A 15,845-nucleotide genomic window follows, 5' to 3' on the forward strand; every position below is an offset into this window, starting at 1 on the left:
CCGGCGCAGGATTGCCGAAAACAGGGGACGTAATTCTCCTGTGCGCGGCCTCATGTCCGAAACGATGAAGATTCAGGCCGAGGCCGGTGCGGTCCCTGCTGGCGGCAACCCGAAAGCCGTCGTTCCGGGCGCCGAAGTGCGGGCTTCGCTCGGCGTGACCGGCCGCCGCCGCCTGGTGGTGATGCTGGGCCTGCTGCTCGCGCTCGGCTTTCTCGCCAATACGCTGCTGAGCTACTCGGTGTCGAAGCGCGAAATCCAGCGCTCCATCGTCGAGAACGAACTGCCGCTGACCTCGGACACCATCTACTCGGAAATACAGAAGGACCTCATCCGTCCGGTGTTCGTATCGTCGGTGATGGCCGGCGACACCTTCGTCCGTGACTGGGTGCTGCAGGGGGAACGTGACGTGCCGGCGATGACCAAGTTTCTCGGCGAGATCCGCACGCGCTACGGCACTTTCACCAGCTTCTTCGTGTCGGAAGCGACCCGCAACTACTATCATCCGGACGGCCTGCTGCGCCGGGTGGAGCAGGGCAGCGAGCGCGACGCCTGGTACTTCCGCTCGCGCGATCTCGACGCGCCCTACGAAATCAACGTCGATTCCGACACCGCCTCGCCCGACACGCTGACCGTATTCGTCAATTACCGTGTGTTCGACTACGCCGGCAAGACGGTGGGCGTGACCGGCGTCGGCCTCACCGTCGACACGGTGCGGCGGCTGCTCTCCGGCTACCAGCAGCGCTATCACCGCGGCGTCTATTTCGTCGACCGCAGCGGCAACATCGTGCTGTACGGCGACCAGCCCTCGCACGGCAGCCGGCAGATCGGCGACGTCGAGGGCCTGGGCGACATCGCGCACGAGGTGCTGGCGCGCGACAGCGGTTCCTACCAGTACCGCGAGCGCGGCAAGGACTATCTGCTCAACGTGCGTTACGTGCCCGAGCTGGACTGGTACCTGTTCGTCGAGAAGGTCGAGAACGAGGCACTGGCCGACATCCGCCGTACGCTCTACATCAACCTGCTCATCTGCGCGCTGGTGACGGCAGCGGTGCTGTGGCTCAGCAGCCTGACGCTGGGCGGCTACCAGCGCCGGCTGGAACAGATGGCCACGACGGACCGGCTGACCGGCCTGCTCAACCGGCACGCTTTCGAAATCATGCTCGAACACGCGGTGGCCGAAGTGCAGCGCAGCCGCCGTCCGTCGGCCGTGCTGCTGATCGACATCGACCACTTCAAGTCCTTGAACGACCGACATGGCCATCTGGCGGGCGACCGCATGATCGAGCATGTCGGGGCGCTGATACGCAGCGGCCTGCGCGCGTCCGACATGGCCTGCCGCTGGGGCGGCGAGGAATTCCTGGTGGTGCTGAAGGACTGCGCGGCGGACGACGCCCGCCAGCGGGCGGAAACCCTGCGCGCGCTGATCGGCGCCAGTCCGCTCACCCTGGACGGCGCAGCGGTCACGGCGACGGTCAGCGTCGGCGTCACCGCCTTCGCCACCGACGACACGCCGGTTCGCCTGGTCGACCGCGCCGACCAGGCGCTGTACGCGGCCAAGGGCGACGGCCGTGATCGCGTGGCAATGGCCTGAGGCGCAGGATCGGGGATAATCCCGCCTTTCCCGCAGGCCCCGCATCATGAACGCCGACCGTCGCACACTCGAACTGCTCGCACCCGCGAAGAACGCCGATTTCGGCATCGAAGCCATCAACCATGGCGCCGATGCCGTCTACATCGGCGGTCCGTCCTTCGGTGCGCGCAAGGGCGCCGACAACGACATCACCGACATCGCCCGCCTCTGTACGCATGCGCACCGCTACCACGCGCGCGTGCTGACCGCCTTCAACACCATACTGCGCGACGACGAGCTCGAACCGGCCCGCCGCGCCATCTGGCAACTGTACGACGCCGGCGTCGATGCGCTCATCGTGCAGGACATGGCGCTGCTCGAAATGGACCTGCCGCCGATCCAGCTGCATGCCAGCACGCAGACCGACATCCGCGACGCGGCCAAGGCGCGCTTCCTGCAAGACGTGGGGTTCACGCAGATCGTGCTGGCGCGGGAAATGACGCTGGAGGACGTGCGCAAGGTGGCAGCCAACACCTCCTGTACGCTCGAATACTTCGTGCATGGCGCGCTGTGCGTGGCGTTCAGCGGGCAGTGCTTCATCAGCCACGCGCATACCGGCCGCAGCGCCAACCGCGGCGAGTGCTCGCAGGCCTGTCGCCTGCCCTATACGCTGACCGACGCGCAAGGGCGCGTGGTGGCGCACGACAAGCACCTGCTGTCGATGAAGGACAACGACCAGTCGGCGAACATGCGCGCGCTGATCGACGCCGGCGTGTCCTCGTTCAAGATCGAGGGCCGGCTGAAGGATCTGGGCTACGTGAAGAACATCACCGCCCACTACAGCACGCTGCTGAACGGCCTGCTTGAAGACCTGCCGGGCTACTGCCGCGCCTCCAGCGGCCGCTGTACCTACACCTTCGTGCCGCAGCCGGAGAAGACCTTCAACCGCGGCTCGACCGACTACTTCGCCAACGGCCGCCAGCACGGCATCGAGGCCTTCGAATCGCCGAGCTTCGTCGGCGAGGAGGCGGCCACCATCGTCAAGGTGGCGGCCGACCACATCGAGGTCGATGCTGCGGTGGACATCCACAACGGCGACGGCCTGAGCTATTACGACAGTCATCGCGAACTGATGGGCCTGCGCATCAACGTCGCGCAGGGCCGCAAGCTCTACCCGAACGCGATGCCGGACGACCTGAAGCCGGGCATGACGCTGTACCGCAACCGCGACCAGGCGTTCGAGCGCGCACTGGAGAAGAAGTCGGCCGATCGCCGCATCCGTGCCGACCTGCGCTTCGAGGAAACGACGGACGGCTTCGCGCTCACGATGATCGACGAGGACGGCGTCAGCGCCCGCGTCGAACTGGCGCACGACAAGCAGCCGGCGCGCGACGCCGAGCGCGCGCTGGCCGGCATCCGTGACAGCCTGGGCAAGCTCGGCAACACGCTGTTCGAAGCCGGCGACATCGCGATCGATCTGCCGCAAGCGCGCTTCCTGCCGGCGTCGACCTTGAACGGCCTGCGCCGCGACGCGGTGGCGTTGCTGGAGACGAAGCGCATCGCCGCTCACCCGCGACCGCAGCCCGGCGTGCCGGTCGAACCGCCGGTGCGCTTCACCGACAGCGAACTGTCCTATCTGGCCAACGTGTACAACCAGAAGGCGCGCGCCTTCTACCGCAAGCACGGCGTGGAGCTGATCGCCGACGCCTACGAGGCGAACCAGGAGCTGGACGAGGTGTCGCTGATGATCACCAAGCACTGCCTGCGTTTCAGCCACAATCTGTGCCCGAAGGAACTGAAGGACTACGATCTGCGCGGCATGGTGAAGGCCGAGCCGATGACGCTGATGAACGGCAACGACAAGCTCACGCTGCGCTTCGACTGCAAGAAGTGCGAAATGCATGTGGTCGGCCGCATCCGCAAGAACGTGCTGAAGGCGCAGGCGGTGCCGGTCACCTTTCACCGAAGCGCGCCGGAAGGCGTCAAGGTGACACGCTCGGCGCGCTGATCGGGCTCAACCTTGCGCACCCGCGTGCCGCTGACAACACCATGCGGGCGCAGCCCGCGCCGATAGATCGACACCCGACGTCATTCCGACCGCCATGCAGAATCCCGTGCCGCACTGCCCGTCCTGCCGCGTGCCGATGAAGGTGCACCGCTTCAAGAACCACGGCGGCGAAGACATGGAGCTCGATATCTGCTGGCACTGCCAGGGGCTCTGGTTCGACACCTTCGAAAACCTTCAGCTGTCGCCGGGCTCGGTCAACGAACTGTTCAAGCAGCTGCATGCGCATCGTGACGAGATGCAGCACCCGGTCGCCAACGTGATGGCCTGTCCGCGCTGCAGTCGCAAGCTCGACAAGGGCTACGATCTGGTGCGCAGCGGGCGTTACATGACCTACCGCTGTCCGGAGAAACACGGTCGTTACAGCAGCTTTTCGTCCTTCATGGTCGAGAAGGGCTTCGTGCGTCAGATGACACCGGCCGAGATCGCCGACCTGGCGAAGCGGGTCGGGGCGATCTACTGCACCGGCTGCGGCGCACCGGTGGACATCCGCAAGGACCACGTCTGCCCGCACTGCCGCTCGGCCTTTTCGCTGCTCGATCCGGACGCCGTCGAAAATGCGCTGAAGGGCTACCACCAGGCGGAAGTGAAGCGCACCACGCGCGATCCGGTGTCGATGGCCGACGCCATCGTCGAGAGCGAGCGCACGCGCGCCCGCGCCGACCGGCAGCGCCAGATCGAAGGCGCTCGCGATGCCGGCGGCCTGGACGTGGCCGACCTGCTGGTGGCCGGCGTCGGCCTCGTGTGGAAGGTGCTTACCCGCTGAACGCGGGCACGCTCACGGCGCCGGTCGGCCCGACTGTTCGGCCTTGGCCGCGGCGGCCGCATCCTCGTCCATATGCCGCTTGAAGAAGCGGCCGAACCAGATGCTCATGAAAATGACGATGGCGATCACCACCAGGCTCATCAGCCCGTAGTCGGTCGACAGCAGATCGGACAGCGCTTTCATGATTCCCTCCCTTTCGACGTATTTTCGTCATTGAAGCGCCGGCCGGGTCATGACGGGCTGATGCAGGTCAACCGGGCGCCTGCTTGCCCGCCACCCAGGACAGCAATCCGGTCAGGAAGCGCCACACGCGCGGCAGCAGCCACAGCATGAGCAGAACGAAGAAGGCGAGCAGCACCAGGAAGAAAACCGGGTAGGCGAAGGCCAGCCACAGCCCGCCGACCGCCAGGCCGTCCTCGCTGGTCGATGCGAGCACGTTGCTGACCGGCTCCGGCGAGGCATTGATCGCCACCCGGCTGCCCGCCTTGGTCAGGTGAGTGGCGCCGGTCAGCGTGCCGCCGAGCAGCGCGCCGGCCAGCACCACCGGCGTGCTCTGATCGGCCAGTGCCCAGGCGGCGAGCAGTGCGCCGGCGGGAATGCGGATGAAGGTGTGCAGCCCGTCCCACAGGCTGTCCAGCGCCGGCACCTTGTCGGCGAAGAACTCGACGCACAGCATGAAACCGGCGGCGGCCAGCACCAGCGGGTGTTCCAGCACGTCCAGTTCGCCCGGCAGCTCGACCCATTCCATCCGCCCCGCCAGACCGGCGAGAAAGATGACGGCGTACAGCCGCAGGCCGCTGGCCCAGGCGAGGCCGGCGGCGGCGGCAATGGCTTCGGTCAGATCCATGGCGTGGGCATCACTTCGGTTATCGTACGTCGCGCTCGCATGCCCGACCGGCATGCGGCACTCGATATTCATGCTAGCCGAAGCGTGCGGGGCCGAACAGCGCCGCCTCAGGCGACTGTACCGACCAGTGCCAGCAAGGCGCCGGTGGCGGTCAGCGCCGCCGAGAACCTGAAGGTGGGCGCCGGCCACGCATTCACGACCGGGACGAACAGGCTGCCGCAGACCATCCAGGCCGTCAGCACCAGAACGGTGCCGGCCATCGGGCCGCTGATCGCGATGGCCAGCAGCAGTTGCAACAGCGCGCCAGCCAGCGCCAGTCGTCGACCGCAGGTCATCAGCCAGCGCGGCGGCGCGGCGTCTTCGCAGGCGCGGGCCTTGCCACCAGCGAACAGCGCAGCGACCGGCGCCACGCCGGTCAGCGCGAGCCCCATTTCGGTCAAGCCGTTCATCATGTGACGGCAGCTGCAGCCGGCAGCGCCCGGCCGCCGAGCGGGCGCGCGCAGAGCAGCGCCATCAGTGCCAGCACGGCCAGTATCGGGCGATCTGCCTCGATCCCGAGCCAGCCGAGCAGGGCGCCGCCGATCAACCAGACGAACAGTGCCGGACCACGGAACCAGCGAACGACTGACAGCGCTGGCAACAGCACGAAGAAGGCGATAAGCATGCCGGTGTGACCGGCACCGCGGCCGTCGCCGCCGGTTTGGGCGATGCGGAAGCTTTCGACGAAACAGGCGGCGAGCACCCACCACGGCAGGCCGCTGATGCAGCGACGCAACAGTCCGGCGCGGCGCGCTCTGGCAGGGGGCCGCACGGGTGTTGCGTCGGCGCGGGGCAGCGCCATTGCGCCAGCGGAACAGGCCAGCGCTGCGACGGCACAGGCGGCCGCCATGGCGCCGGCCTGCGGCGCATGGAGCAGCAGGCCGCTCAGTGCAACCGTCGCGCTGCCGACCGCGTTGCCGTACAGGCCGCGTCGCCAGACCGCAACGGGCTGTGTGGCCCGCACATTCAGCGTCGTCAGCAGCAGCCAGAGCACGATGAACAGCCAGGGGCCCATGCCCTGATTGCCGGGCAGCAGTTCGAGACGGCGGCCCAGCCACAGGCTGGTCGCGGCACAGAGCAGCAGCGCAGTCGGTGCGGCGGTCAGCAGCGCCGCCATGATGCGGTCAAACAAGGCGTCCTCCGGCCATGGTCGAACTGTGAGCGGCGTCGCCCGAGCGGTGCTGCTGGCGGCGGCGATCGGCCCAGATCACGGTGCCGCTGATGGCCAGACCAGCAGCGCTGAGACCGAGCACGCAATACAGCGCCTTGAGCATCAGACCGCCGAAATCGCCGAAGTGCAGCGGCTCCATCCAGCCGTCGAAGCGGCTCCAGAATCCGCGCTGGCGCGGGTCGCGCAGGTCCAGCGTGCGGCCGTCGGCGCCGGCGTAGCTGACACGGGCGCTGCTGATCAGATGCTGTGGCAGGTCGCCGGAGATGGTGACGACGGCATCGGCGCGCTGAACGTTGCGCAGCGAGATCGTTTCCGGCTCCAGGCCGGGCAGGTCGCGACGTGCCTGAAGCAGCAGTGCGTCGAGTGATTGCATCGGCTGTTTGCGCGCGTCCTTCGGCAGCGCGACGGCGGGGTCGGCGCCGCCAGTGAGGTAACGCCAGCTCTGTTCGAACACCGGTGCGAGGCCGAGCCAGCAACCGGTGAAGGCGATCAGCAGATGAAAGGCGAGGCCCCAGATGGCCGAGGCCTTGTGCAGGTCTGACGCCGCCAGCCGGCTGCTGCGGCGCCAGCGCACCGTGAACAGCTCGCGCACGATCTTGCGGTGGATGACGATGCCGGTCAGCGCCAGCACCAGCATGACTGCGCCGAGAAAGCCGACGATCCAGCGCGGCGCGAAGAACAGGAACACGTGCAGCATGCGTACGAACTGCCCCAGTTCACTGTCCACCGGGCCGATCACCGCGGCGATGCCGGCGTCGACGGCGATCTTGCTGCGCAGACCGTCGTCGTGCCGCACCTGCGCGAAGTAGGCCGGACTGGTGGCGGTCGGCAGCACGATGCTCTCCACCTTGCTGCCGGGCAAGGCGCTCTGCACGGCCGCCAGGACGGCCTGCGGCCCGACCGGCGACTGCGCATGTTCGAGGTGGCGTAGCGACGGATTACCCCACAGGTCGATCTCGTGCTTGAACACCGCCAGCGCGCCGGACACGCAGATCACGAACAGCAGCACGCCAGTGACGATGCCGGCCCACGAATGCACCGCGAACAGCAGGGTGAGCGTGCGTTGCGAAGCCACACTCAGAAGTCCAGCGTGACCGACGCCAGCACGCGGCGGGGGTCGCCGAGCGGAATGACGTTGTTGTTGAGGCCGCCGGCGAAGTAGTCGCGGTCGAACAGGTTCTTTGCGATCACGCTCAGGCGGTAACCCTGGCCGATATAGCTCACGCTGGCGTCGAACACGGTGTAGTCGGGAATCGTGTAGGCGAAGCTGTAGCCCTGTTTCTCGCTCTCGTAGCGCAGCCCGGCGCCGAGGCCGAGACCGGTCAGTGCGCCACTGCGCACGCGGTACTGCGCCCACAGCGAGGCGCTGTGCCGCGGCACGTTGTCCAGCGGTTTGCCGACGTTGGCCGCAGTGGCATCGCGCACCACTTCGCCGTCGGTGTTGGCGTAGGCGGCCGACAGGTTCCAGCCGTTGCGCAGGTCGGCCAGCAGTTCCAGTTCGTAGCCGCGCGTGCGCTGCTCGCCGATCAGGATGTAGAAGCCCGGGTTGGACCCGTCGCTCGCGCGCACGTCCTGCCGTTCGAGGTCAAAGTGCGCGACGGTCGCCTGGATGCGCCCCTGCGCGAAGCTGAACTTGACGCCGACCTCGGTCTGTTTGCCGCTTTCCGGCTTCACCGCCTGGCCGCTGACCGAGTACCCGCCCTGCGGCAGGAAGGATTCCGAATAGCTCACGTACGGTGACACGCCGTCGATCACCTCGTAGATCAGGCCGGCGCTGCCGGTGGTGGTCGCGTAGTTCTCGTCGGTGATCGAGGCGCCGGTGAGCACATTGGTCGAATCGACCGAGGCCCAGTCCCGGCGCAGCGTGACCGCCGCGTTCAGCCGCTCGCTCAGGCGCATCTGATCACGCAGATAGAAGCCGGTGTAGCGGATGGTCTCGTCGAGATCGGTCAACGGCGTGCTGCCGCAATTGACTGTCGCGCCATAGACCGGCGTATAGACGTTCAGCGCGGCGACGGTGCACCGGGTCGTCGTTTCGCGTTTGGCGTGACGGTTGGTGTCAACGCCGGCCAGCACGGTGTGGCGTGTCGCGCCGACATCGAACGCCCGTGTCAGGTGAGTGTCGAGACCGTACCCGTGGCCGCGGAAGTCCTGCAGCGTGCCCTGGCGGTTCAGCAGGCGGTTGTTCGCCTGCAGACCCGAGCCGGCGACGGCAACCAGGCGCCCATCCATGTCGTAGTCCTGCCAGCGGAAGTTCTGGCGCAGCGTCCAGCCGCTGTCGAAGCGATGTTCCAGCGCGTAGCCGATGCGTGCCTGACTGGCTTCGTAGGGCCCGAAGCCCGGTTCGCCGATGAACAGGCTGCGATCCACGCGGCCGTTCGGGTTCGGCAGCACCGAACCGCGCACCGGCAGCCCCTGCTGCCGGACGTACTCGCGCGTCTGGAAGCTGGTCAGTATCGTGAAGTCGGTGCGCGTGCCGAGGTCGAGCGACATCGACGGCGCGATCCAGCGGTTCTTGTAATAGACGAAGTCGGTCGGGTCGTCGCTGTTGAGCATCAGGCCGTTGATGCGCAGAGCGGCGCGGCCGGTGTCGGACAGCGGACGCCCGAAGTCGAAGGTGAACTGGCGGAAGTTGTCGCTGCCGCCGGTGAAGGCGACTTCGGTGAATGCCTCGGCCCGCGGCCGCTTGCTGACCATATTGACCATGCCGCCCGGCTGCACCAGACCGAAGTTCACCGAGGCCGGGCCCTTCAGCACTTCGATGCGCTCGGCGCCGAAGGTTTCCTGCGCGACCCGCGCGTCCATCTCCACCCTGAGGCCGTCGACGTAAACCGATTCGGTCGCGCGCTGGCCGCGGATGATGAAGTCGTCCCAGCCACGGCGACCGTAGTAGCCGGACACGACGCCGGCCACACTCTGCAGCGCGTCGGTCAGCGACTGCACGCCACGCGCATCCATCTGTTCGCGCGTCACGACGGTGACCGACTGTGCGGTCTCGTTCAGCGGCAGATCGGACTTCAAGGTGCTGCTGCTTGCCTTGCGCGCCGTGAAACCGACGTCGCCAGAGGCGTCGACGCGCACGGCAGGCAGGGTTGCGACCGCGTCTTCGGCAGAGGCGAGCGGGGCGAGCAGCGCAGCGATCGAAGCCGCGAGCAGGTGGAGGGGGAGGCGCTGCGGCTGGGTTCGGGCAGTCATGGCTATTTGTTTTAATGAGTTCGATAATGATTCTCGTTAATTATCACGGAAATGCTGCCGTGAAGTGAACTCTTTTGTCCTGCCCTGTGATCGCCAGCGAGTTTCCCGACTCGTGCCCGTTGATTTGGTTAGGTGCCTTATGATATTGTTCCGTACATGCTCCAAGTACGCGATCTTCCGACCCCCGACATCCTGCGTCGCTTTGCGCAGCGCTATCCGGACGCCGATGTCAGCGCCGTCACCGGCTTTCTGACGCTGCTGCGCACGGCGACCGAACTGTCGCAGGCGCTCGACGCCTTTCTCGCGCGGCACGGTCTGCTGCAGGGGCGTTGGTGGGTGCTCATCCTGCTGTTCCGCGAGGAAACGCTGGAGTCCTCACCGTCGGTGCTGGCGGAAAAGGCGGGCGTGACGCGGGCGACGATGACCGGCCTGATCGACGGGCTCGAGCGCGACGGGCTCGTGCAGCGGGTGTTCGATACCGCCGACCGGCGGCGCACCACAGTACGGCTGACGCCGGCGGGGCAGGGCGTGCTGGACACCGTGATGCCGGATTACTACCGGCGGGTGCGCACGCTGATGTCCGGACTGGACGAGAACCAGCGCGTGCTGCTGCAGTCGATGCTGGGCGCCGTGCATGCCGGCCTCGATGCATTCGCCTGAAGTGCGAAAAAAATTTGCGTGAATAGTTAGCCTCCGTATTAACCCTGCAAACCTAAAGGATATTGAAATGACCCAGAGCGCACTCCAGACCGCCATCGCCGACATCAACACCCGTTGGGACGCTGCCTTCAACGGCGGCGACGCCGCAGCCGTCGCCGCGCTGTACGACGCCGAAGCCGCCGTGCTGCCGGCCGGCGGCGAAGCGGCCATCGGTCCGGCGGCCATCCAGGCGCTGTTTGCCGGTGCCATCGCCAGTGGCATCCACAAGCACCGCATCGAACTGCATGCAGTAGCCGGCGACGACGCGCTCGCGACCCAGCGCGGCCGCTGGAGCGCGCAGGCGAAGAACGCCGACGGCGAACTGCAGACCTTTTCCGGCCACATCACCGTGGTCTATCGCCGCCAGCCCGATGGCAATTGGCGCGCGCTGACCCATACCTGGAACTGAGGAGCACCGGCATGAACACACGCTCGCCGTCGCTGCGCGCGGTCGCCGCCCTGCTGCTGCTGGCGGTGATCTGGGGCTACAACTGGGTGGTGATGAAGATCGGGCTGATCGACATGGACGCCTTCCAGTTCGGCGCCTGGCGCACCTTCGGCGGCGCGCTGAGCCTGTTCGCTCTGATGGCGGTGCTGCGCCGGCCGTTCCGGCCGCAGCACCTGCCCTGGGTGGCAACCATGGGCGTGCTGCAGACCACCGGCTTCACCGGGCTGATCATCCTCGCGCTGGTCAGTGGCGGCGCCGGCAAGACGGCGGTGCTCACCTACACCATGCCCTTCTGGGTCATGGTGTTCGCCTGGCCGCTGCTGGGTGAGCGGCTGCATGGCTGGCAGTGGCCGTCGGCGGTCGCCACGCTGGCCGGCCTGCTGTTCATCCTCGACCCGGCGCACCTCGGTGGTGACCTGACCAGCATGGCGCTGGCCACCTGTGCCGGTGCGCTGTGGGCGCTGGCGGTCATCGTCGCCAAGCGCCTGCAGATCCGTGCGCCGGACATCGACCTGCTGTCGATGACCGCCTGGCAGATGCTGTTCGGTTCGCTGCCGCTGATCGCCTTTGCGCTGTTCTGGCCGGGGCGGGAGACGAACTGGACGCCGTCGCTGATCGGCGCGCTCGGCTTCAACATCGTGCTGGCGAACGCATTGGCCTGGCTGCTGTGGCTGTACGCGCTGCGCCGGCTGTCGGCCGGCACCACCAGCATGGTGTCGCTGCTGACGCCGGTGATCGGCGTGCTGGCGGCGGCACTGCAGCTGGGCGAACGGCCGCTGGCGAACGAACTGACCGGCATGCTGCTGATCGGCGTCGGCCTGCTGCTGCTGTCGGTCGAAGGCCTGCGTCGGCGTCGTGCGCAGATTTCCCCGACCTCGACTGCATCCGGAAACGCCTCCCGCGCGTAGACAGGGCACGCAGGGTGCCAGCGCTGGCACCCGTTCAACCACCCGTGCCATGCGAGGAGTCATCCGATGAAAAAGAACCTTCTGTCCGCAATCGTATTCGGGGCGCTGGTCGCCGGCTGCAGCCAGATGGGCAGCACGCCGGTCGCCCGCCTCGATGACGGCCAGTTGCCGCTGCCTGCCGACTACAAGGCCTGGCCGCGCTTCCTGACCGCAGTGCAGCGCGAGGACGTCAAACAGATACGCGACATCTACATGAACACCGATGCGAAGAAGGGCAGCGCCGAAAAGGGCTTTCCGAACGGATCGGTGTTCGTGATGGAGAACTGGTCGGTCAAGCTCGATGCCGACGGCAAGGCGGTCAAGGGCGCCGACGGCAAGCTGGTGAAGGACAAGCTGGCCGCCGTGTTCGTGATGGGCAAGAACGCCGGCTGGGGCGTCGACGTGCCGGAGCCGCAGCGCAACGGCAACTGGATCTATTCCGCGTTCAAGGGCAATGGCGAGCTGAATGGCGACGCGAAGTACGACACCTGTCGTGGTTGTCACGCGCCGCTGAAGGAAAAGGACTTCGTGTTCCGCTATGACGAACACTTCGCCGCGGTAAAGGCCGGAAAGTACTGATCCGCCGCTGGCCGCGCCTCACAGCGCCAGCCGGCCGGCGGTACGCACGCCGCCGCGGCTGTCCGGCTGCACGACGACGGCCTCGCCCATCGCGAGGTTGTCGCCGGTCAGCGCCAGCACATTGACCTGGTGCGTCACCAGCGCGACCCGGCGCCCGCTGTCGAGCGCCGTGATCCACTGGCGCAGCGCCGCCGTCTGCCGCTCGCGGTCGCCCTGGCCGGCGAAGAAGGAATTCAGCGCCGGCAGCACCGCCACCTGCAGTTCCGGAAACATCTCCTTCGCGGTATCGATGCAGCGGCACCAGGCGCTGCTGTACACCGCATCGATCTTCACGTCGCGTGCCCGGAGTGCCTCTCCCGCGGCGCGTGCCTGTGCCCGTCCGGCGGCCGACAGGTTGCGCTGCGTGCTGCAGTCGCCGATGCGAAAACCGGCTGGATCGCCGATGCCGGGCTCGGTCAGCGCATGACGCAACAACAGCACGCCACCCGAGCGCAGCGCGTCCAGTGCCGGGGTGTCGTCGGCTCGCGCCGGGACCGACTGCAGCATCAGGCAGCCCAGTGCCTGCAAAGCGTGACGTCTGTTCATGGGTGGCAAGCCGGAGTAAGGACATGGGCTGTCGACCGGTCCATACTCATCTCGGTTTCCGACCTGCGGCGGGCGCCACGGGCGGATCGAACCGAGAACTTCTGACGACTCGAGGCGAAGATGAAACAGAGGAAAGCGATGATCGTGACGGTGCTGTGCGGGCTGATGAGTGCGCTGCCCGCGCAGGCCGATCCCTTGTCCGGCGTACGATCCATGGTGCTCACCAATGCCGCCGGAGGGCGCGAAGTGATCGGTCAGGTGGTGTTCGCACCGTTGGGTGACGGCCGCTCCACCTTCAAGGTGACGCTGGCCCCGCGGCTGGAGGAGTACTTCCTCGCGATGCGACCCTTCCGCTGTCTGACCGGACCGACCCAGCGCCTGTGCAGCTTTCCGGTCGAACGCGAGCCGCAGGTGGTCAGCGCGGGCGATCTGGTGCCGCTGGAATACGCACTGATGTTCATGCGCACCGCGCCGGCCTCGCTGCACATCGATCCGTTCAACGGTGTGTACTATCGTATGAAGGTGGTCGGCGAGCGCATCGAAGGTCGGCTGCACGACGTCGATATGGACCCCTTCATCACACCGGACAGCGTGCCGGCAGAGCGGCGTACGCGGCCGCTGCGTGACGCCGACCTGAGCGCGGGTGACCCGAGGTCGCACTGGTTGCCGACGCTGCTGATCGAGTAGGCCGGTTTAGCCGACCCACCCTGTGCGTCGCTCAGGCAGGGTTCAAGCACGGACACTGTCCGCCGTTAACGGACCATTGTCGAACCAAGGCTGGCATCGATGCCCCCCTTGCATGGCCGTGATGCTGAGTATCCACCGTCTCGCGACGCAGGCGTCGTCGCGAGACGGCTGCGCGCGCTCATCGTCGAGGACAACCCGGTAGACGAACTGCTGGTGCTGGCCAAGCTTCGCGCTGCGGGCTTTGCCGTCGAACACCTCCGCGTGGACAGCATGGCCGCGCTTGAGGCGGCGCTGCGCGAGCGGCACTGGGACATCGTGATTTCCGACTACGTGCTGCCGGACTGCGACGGTCTGGACGTGCTGGCCGTGGTCCGGCGCATGCAGCCCGACCTGCCCTTCATACTGGTGTCGGGCGGCATCGGCGAGGCGGTCGCCGTCGATGCCATGCGCGCCGGCGCGCAGGACTATCTGCTCAAGCAGAACCTGCTGCGTCTCGGCGCGGTGGTGGACCGCGAACTGACCAAGTCGGCCACCGCGCGTGCATTGCGTGCCGAACGGCAGAAGCTGCGCGAGAGCGAACTGCGGCTGCACAGCATTCTGGCCACGCTGGAAGACATCATCTGGTCGATCGAGCTGCCGTCGCAGAAGCTGGTCTATCTGAATCCCTCGGCCGAAGCCATCTACGGTGTCAGCGCCGACGCCTTCCTGCGCGGCGAAGCCGACTGGCTGGACATGGTGCATCCGGACGATCGTTCACGCATGTTGCGTTCGCTGAAGGAGGCCACCACCAGCGGCAGCCTGACCACCGAGTACCGCGTCGTCCGGCCCGATGGCGAAGTGCGCTGGATACTCGACCGGGCGCGCGTGGTGTTCAATGAGCACGGCGCACGCATACGCCTGGACGGCATCGCCCGCGACGTGACGCAGCAGCGCAGCAGCGAAGCCAAGCTGCGTCAGGCCGCGCACTTCGACGTGCTGACCGGCCTGCCCAACCGCATCCTGCTGAACGAGCGGCTGCAGAAGGCGATCGACGCCGCGATCGACACCGACGCGATGATGGCGGTCGTGTTCATCGACCTCGACCGCTTCAAGATCGTCAACGACAGCATGGGGCACGACGCCGGCGACGAACTGCTGCGCGTGCTGTCGCGTCGCCTGTCGCAGCGGGTGCGCGCGAGCGATACGGTGGCGCGGCTGGGCGGCGACGAGTTCGTGGTGTTGCTGCCGGAAATCCGCCAGGCGCAGGACGCGCAGGCGGTGTGCGAACAGATGCTGGGCGCGCTGGCGCCGCCAGTGTCGATCCGCAATCACGACATCCACTGCACCGCGAGCATGGGTGTGGCGGTGTTTCCGCGCGACGGTCGCGATGTGGCGACCTTGCTTCGTCATGCCGACGCCGCGATGTACCGGGCCAAGCAGGCGGGGCGCAACACCATCTGTTTTCACGAGCCGGACCAGAACGCCGCTTCCGGCGTGCTGCGCCTGGAAGCCGAACTGCACACGGCACTGGCGCAGGAACAGTTCGAACTGCATTTCCAGCCGCAGGTCGATCTGCTGAACGGCCGCCGCGTGATCGGTTTCGAGGCGCTGGTGCGCTGGCGTCATCCTGAGCGCGGGCTGGTGTCGCCGCTCGAATTCATCCCGCTGGCCGAGGAAACCGGCCTGATCGTGCAACTTGGCGAGTGGGTGCTGCGCCGCGCCTGCGAGCAGGGCAGGCAGTGGGCCGAGCGCTTCGACCCCGACCTGCGCGTCGCGGTCAATGTGTCGGCGCGGCAATTCGTCGGCAGCGACTTCGTGCGCACCGTGTCGCGCGAACTCGCGCGTAGCGGCCTGTCGCCGCGCAACCTCGAACTCGAACTGACCGAATCGATGCTGATGCACAACGTCGGTCAGACGGTGAAGCTGCTCGGCGAGCTCAAACGACTGGGTGTTGCTGTCGCCATCGACGATTTCGGCACCGGCTATTCCAGCCTCGCCTATCTCAGGCGCTTTCCGATCGACGTGCTGAAGATCGACGCGTCCTTCGTGCGCGACATCGGCCACGACGCCGATGACGCTGCCATCTGTGCCTGCATACTGGCGATGGCCGGTTCGCTGCGTATCGAGGCGGTGGCCGAGGGCGTCGAAACCGAGGACCAGCTCGCCTTCCTGCGCGAACAGGGTTGCCGCATCGGACAGGGTTATCTGTTCGGCAAGCCGATGCCGGCGGACGAGGCAACCGCGCTGCTGGCGCGCGGCGCCGCCTGA

The 15,845-nt window shown here is 67.0% G+C and carries 16 protein-coding genes; 9 read left to right on the forward strand and 7 right to left on the reverse strand.

Annotated features, from left to right (window positions below; genetic code table 11):
* Nucleotides 1–64: 64 nt before the first annotated feature.
* From METFAM1_RS0119090 to METFAM1_RS0119100, 3 genes are all read left to right on the forward strand, one after another.
* Nucleotides 65–1,591, forward strand: coding sequence for a sensor domain-containing diguanylate cyclase (locus METFAM1_RS0119090; protein ID WP_232419829.1), 1,527 nt, complete (start codon nucleotides 65–67; stop codon nucleotides 1,589–1,591).
* A 46-nt stretch (nucleotides 1,592–1,637) separates the two neighbouring features.
* Nucleotides 1,638–3,578 carry a peptidase U32 family protein gene (locus METFAM1_RS0119095; RefSeq protein WP_019917149.1) on the forward strand — a complete coding sequence of 647 codons (1,941 nt, stop codon included), beginning with the start codon at nucleotides 1,638–1,640 and terminating at the stop codon, nucleotides 3,576–3,578.
* 94 nt (nucleotides 3,579–3,672) lie between these two features.
* A complete protein-coding gene (locus METFAM1_RS0119100; RefSeq protein WP_019917151.1) occupies nucleotides 3,673–4,401 on the forward strand; it encodes a TFIIB-type zinc ribbon-containing protein in 729 nt (242 codons plus the stop codon).
* A 12-nt stretch (nucleotides 4,402–4,413) separates the two neighbouring features.
* Here METFAM1_RS0119100 and METFAM1_RS20720 read toward each other — a convergent pair whose 3' ends face one another.
* From METFAM1_RS20720 to METFAM1_RS0119130, 6 genes are all read right to left on the reverse strand, one after another.
* Nucleotides 4,414–4,584, reverse strand: coding sequence for a DUF3149 domain-containing protein (locus tag METFAM1_RS20720; protein ID WP_019917152.1), 171 nt, complete (start codon nucleotides 4,582–4,584; stop codon nucleotides 4,414–4,416).
* A 67-nt stretch (nucleotides 4,585–4,651) separates the two neighbouring features.
* On the reverse strand, nucleotides 4,652–5,248 hold the full coding sequence (locus tag METFAM1_RS0119110; protein ID WP_019917153.1) for a DUF4126 domain-containing protein: 597 nt from the start codon (nucleotides 5,246–5,248) through the stop codon (nucleotides 4,652–4,654).
* Nucleotides 5,249–5,355: 107 nt separating this feature from the next.
* Nucleotides 5,356–5,700 (reverse strand): hypothetical protein, encoded by a 345-nt coding sequence (locus METFAM1_RS0119115; protein WP_019917154.1) that lies wholly within the window; start codon nucleotides 5,698–5,700, stop codon nucleotides 5,356–5,358.
* Nucleotides 5,697–6,419: a hypothetical protein gene (locus METFAM1_RS0119120; protein ID WP_157256646.1), complete on the reverse strand. Its 723-nt coding sequence runs from the start codon at nucleotides 6,417–6,419 to the stop codon at nucleotides 5,697–5,699. Before METFAM1_RS0119120 ends, METFAM1_RS0119115 begins: the two co-directional genes overlap by 4 nt.
* Nucleotides 6,412–7,533: a PepSY-associated TM helix domain-containing protein gene (locus METFAM1_RS0119125; RefSeq protein WP_019917157.1), complete on the reverse strand. Its 1,122-nt coding sequence runs from the start codon at nucleotides 7,531–7,533 to the stop codon at nucleotides 6,412–6,414. Before METFAM1_RS0119125 ends, METFAM1_RS0119120 begins: the two co-directional genes overlap by 8 nt.
* 2 nt (nucleotides 7,534–7,535) lie before the next feature.
* Complete coding sequence (locus METFAM1_RS0119130; protein ID WP_019917158.1) at nucleotides 7,536–9,653, reverse strand: TonB-dependent siderophore receptor; 2,118 nt, start codon at nucleotides 9,651–9,653, stop codon at nucleotides 7,536–7,538.
* 156 nt (nucleotides 9,654–9,809) lie between these two features.
* Here METFAM1_RS0119130 and METFAM1_RS0119135 point away from each other — a divergent pair, with 156 nt between their 5' ends.
* The 4 genes from METFAM1_RS0119135 (at nucleotide 9,810) to METFAM1_RS0119150 (ending at nucleotide 12,326) form a co-directional block, all read left to right on the forward strand.
* Nucleotides 9,810–10,313 carry a MarR family winged helix-turn-helix transcriptional regulator gene (locus METFAM1_RS0119135; protein ID WP_019917159.1) on the forward strand — a complete coding sequence of 168 codons (504 nt, stop codon included), beginning with the start codon at nucleotides 9,810–9,812 and terminating at the stop codon, nucleotides 10,311–10,313.
* Between the two features lie 67 nt (nucleotides 10,314–10,380).
* On the forward strand, nucleotides 10,381–10,761 hold the full coding sequence (locus METFAM1_RS0119140; protein ID WP_019917160.1) for a YybH family protein: 381 nt from the start codon (nucleotides 10,381–10,383) through the stop codon (nucleotides 10,759–10,761).
* Between the two features lie 11 nt (nucleotides 10,762–10,772).
* A complete protein-coding gene (locus METFAM1_RS0119145; RefSeq protein WP_019917161.1) occupies nucleotides 10,773–11,708 on the forward strand; it encodes a DMT family transporter in 936 nt (311 codons plus the stop codon).
* Nucleotides 11,709–11,774: 66 nt separating this feature from the next.
* Nucleotides 11,775–12,326: a cytochrome P460 family protein gene (locus METFAM1_RS0119150; RefSeq protein ID WP_019917162.1), complete on the forward strand. Its 552-nt coding sequence runs from the start codon at nucleotides 11,775–11,777 to the stop codon at nucleotides 12,324–12,326.
* A gap of 18 nt (nucleotides 12,327–12,344) precedes the next feature.
* Here the strand turns inward: METFAM1_RS0119150 and METFAM1_RS0119155 are convergent, their stop codons facing one another.
* Complete coding sequence (locus METFAM1_RS0119155) at nucleotides 12,345–12,911, reverse strand: histidine phosphatase family protein (RefSeq protein ID WP_232419831.1); 567 nt, start codon at nucleotides 12,909–12,911, stop codon at nucleotides 12,345–12,347.
* 120 nt (nucleotides 12,912–13,031) lie between these two features.
* Between METFAM1_RS0119155 and METFAM1_RS0119160 the strand changes: the two genes are divergently transcribed.
* Together METFAM1_RS0119160 and METFAM1_RS0119165 are read left to right on the forward strand one after the other, a co-directional pair.
* Entirely contained in the window at nucleotides 13,032–13,598 is a 567-nt protein-coding gene (locus tag METFAM1_RS0119160; RefSeq protein WP_232419833.1) for a hypothetical protein, read from the forward strand.
* Between the two features lie 99 nt (nucleotides 13,599–13,697).
* Nucleotides 13,698–15,845, forward strand: coding sequence for a putative bifunctional diguanylate cyclase/phosphodiesterase (locus METFAM1_RS0119165; protein ID WP_027490966.1), 2,148 nt, complete (start codon nucleotides 13,698–13,700; stop codon nucleotides 15,843–15,845).

This window comes from Methyloversatilis discipulorum (genome assembly GCF_000527135.1).
Classification (GTDB): domain Bacteria; phylum Pseudomonadota; class Gammaproteobacteria; order Burkholderiales; family Rhodocyclaceae; genus Methyloversatilis; species Methyloversatilis discipulorum.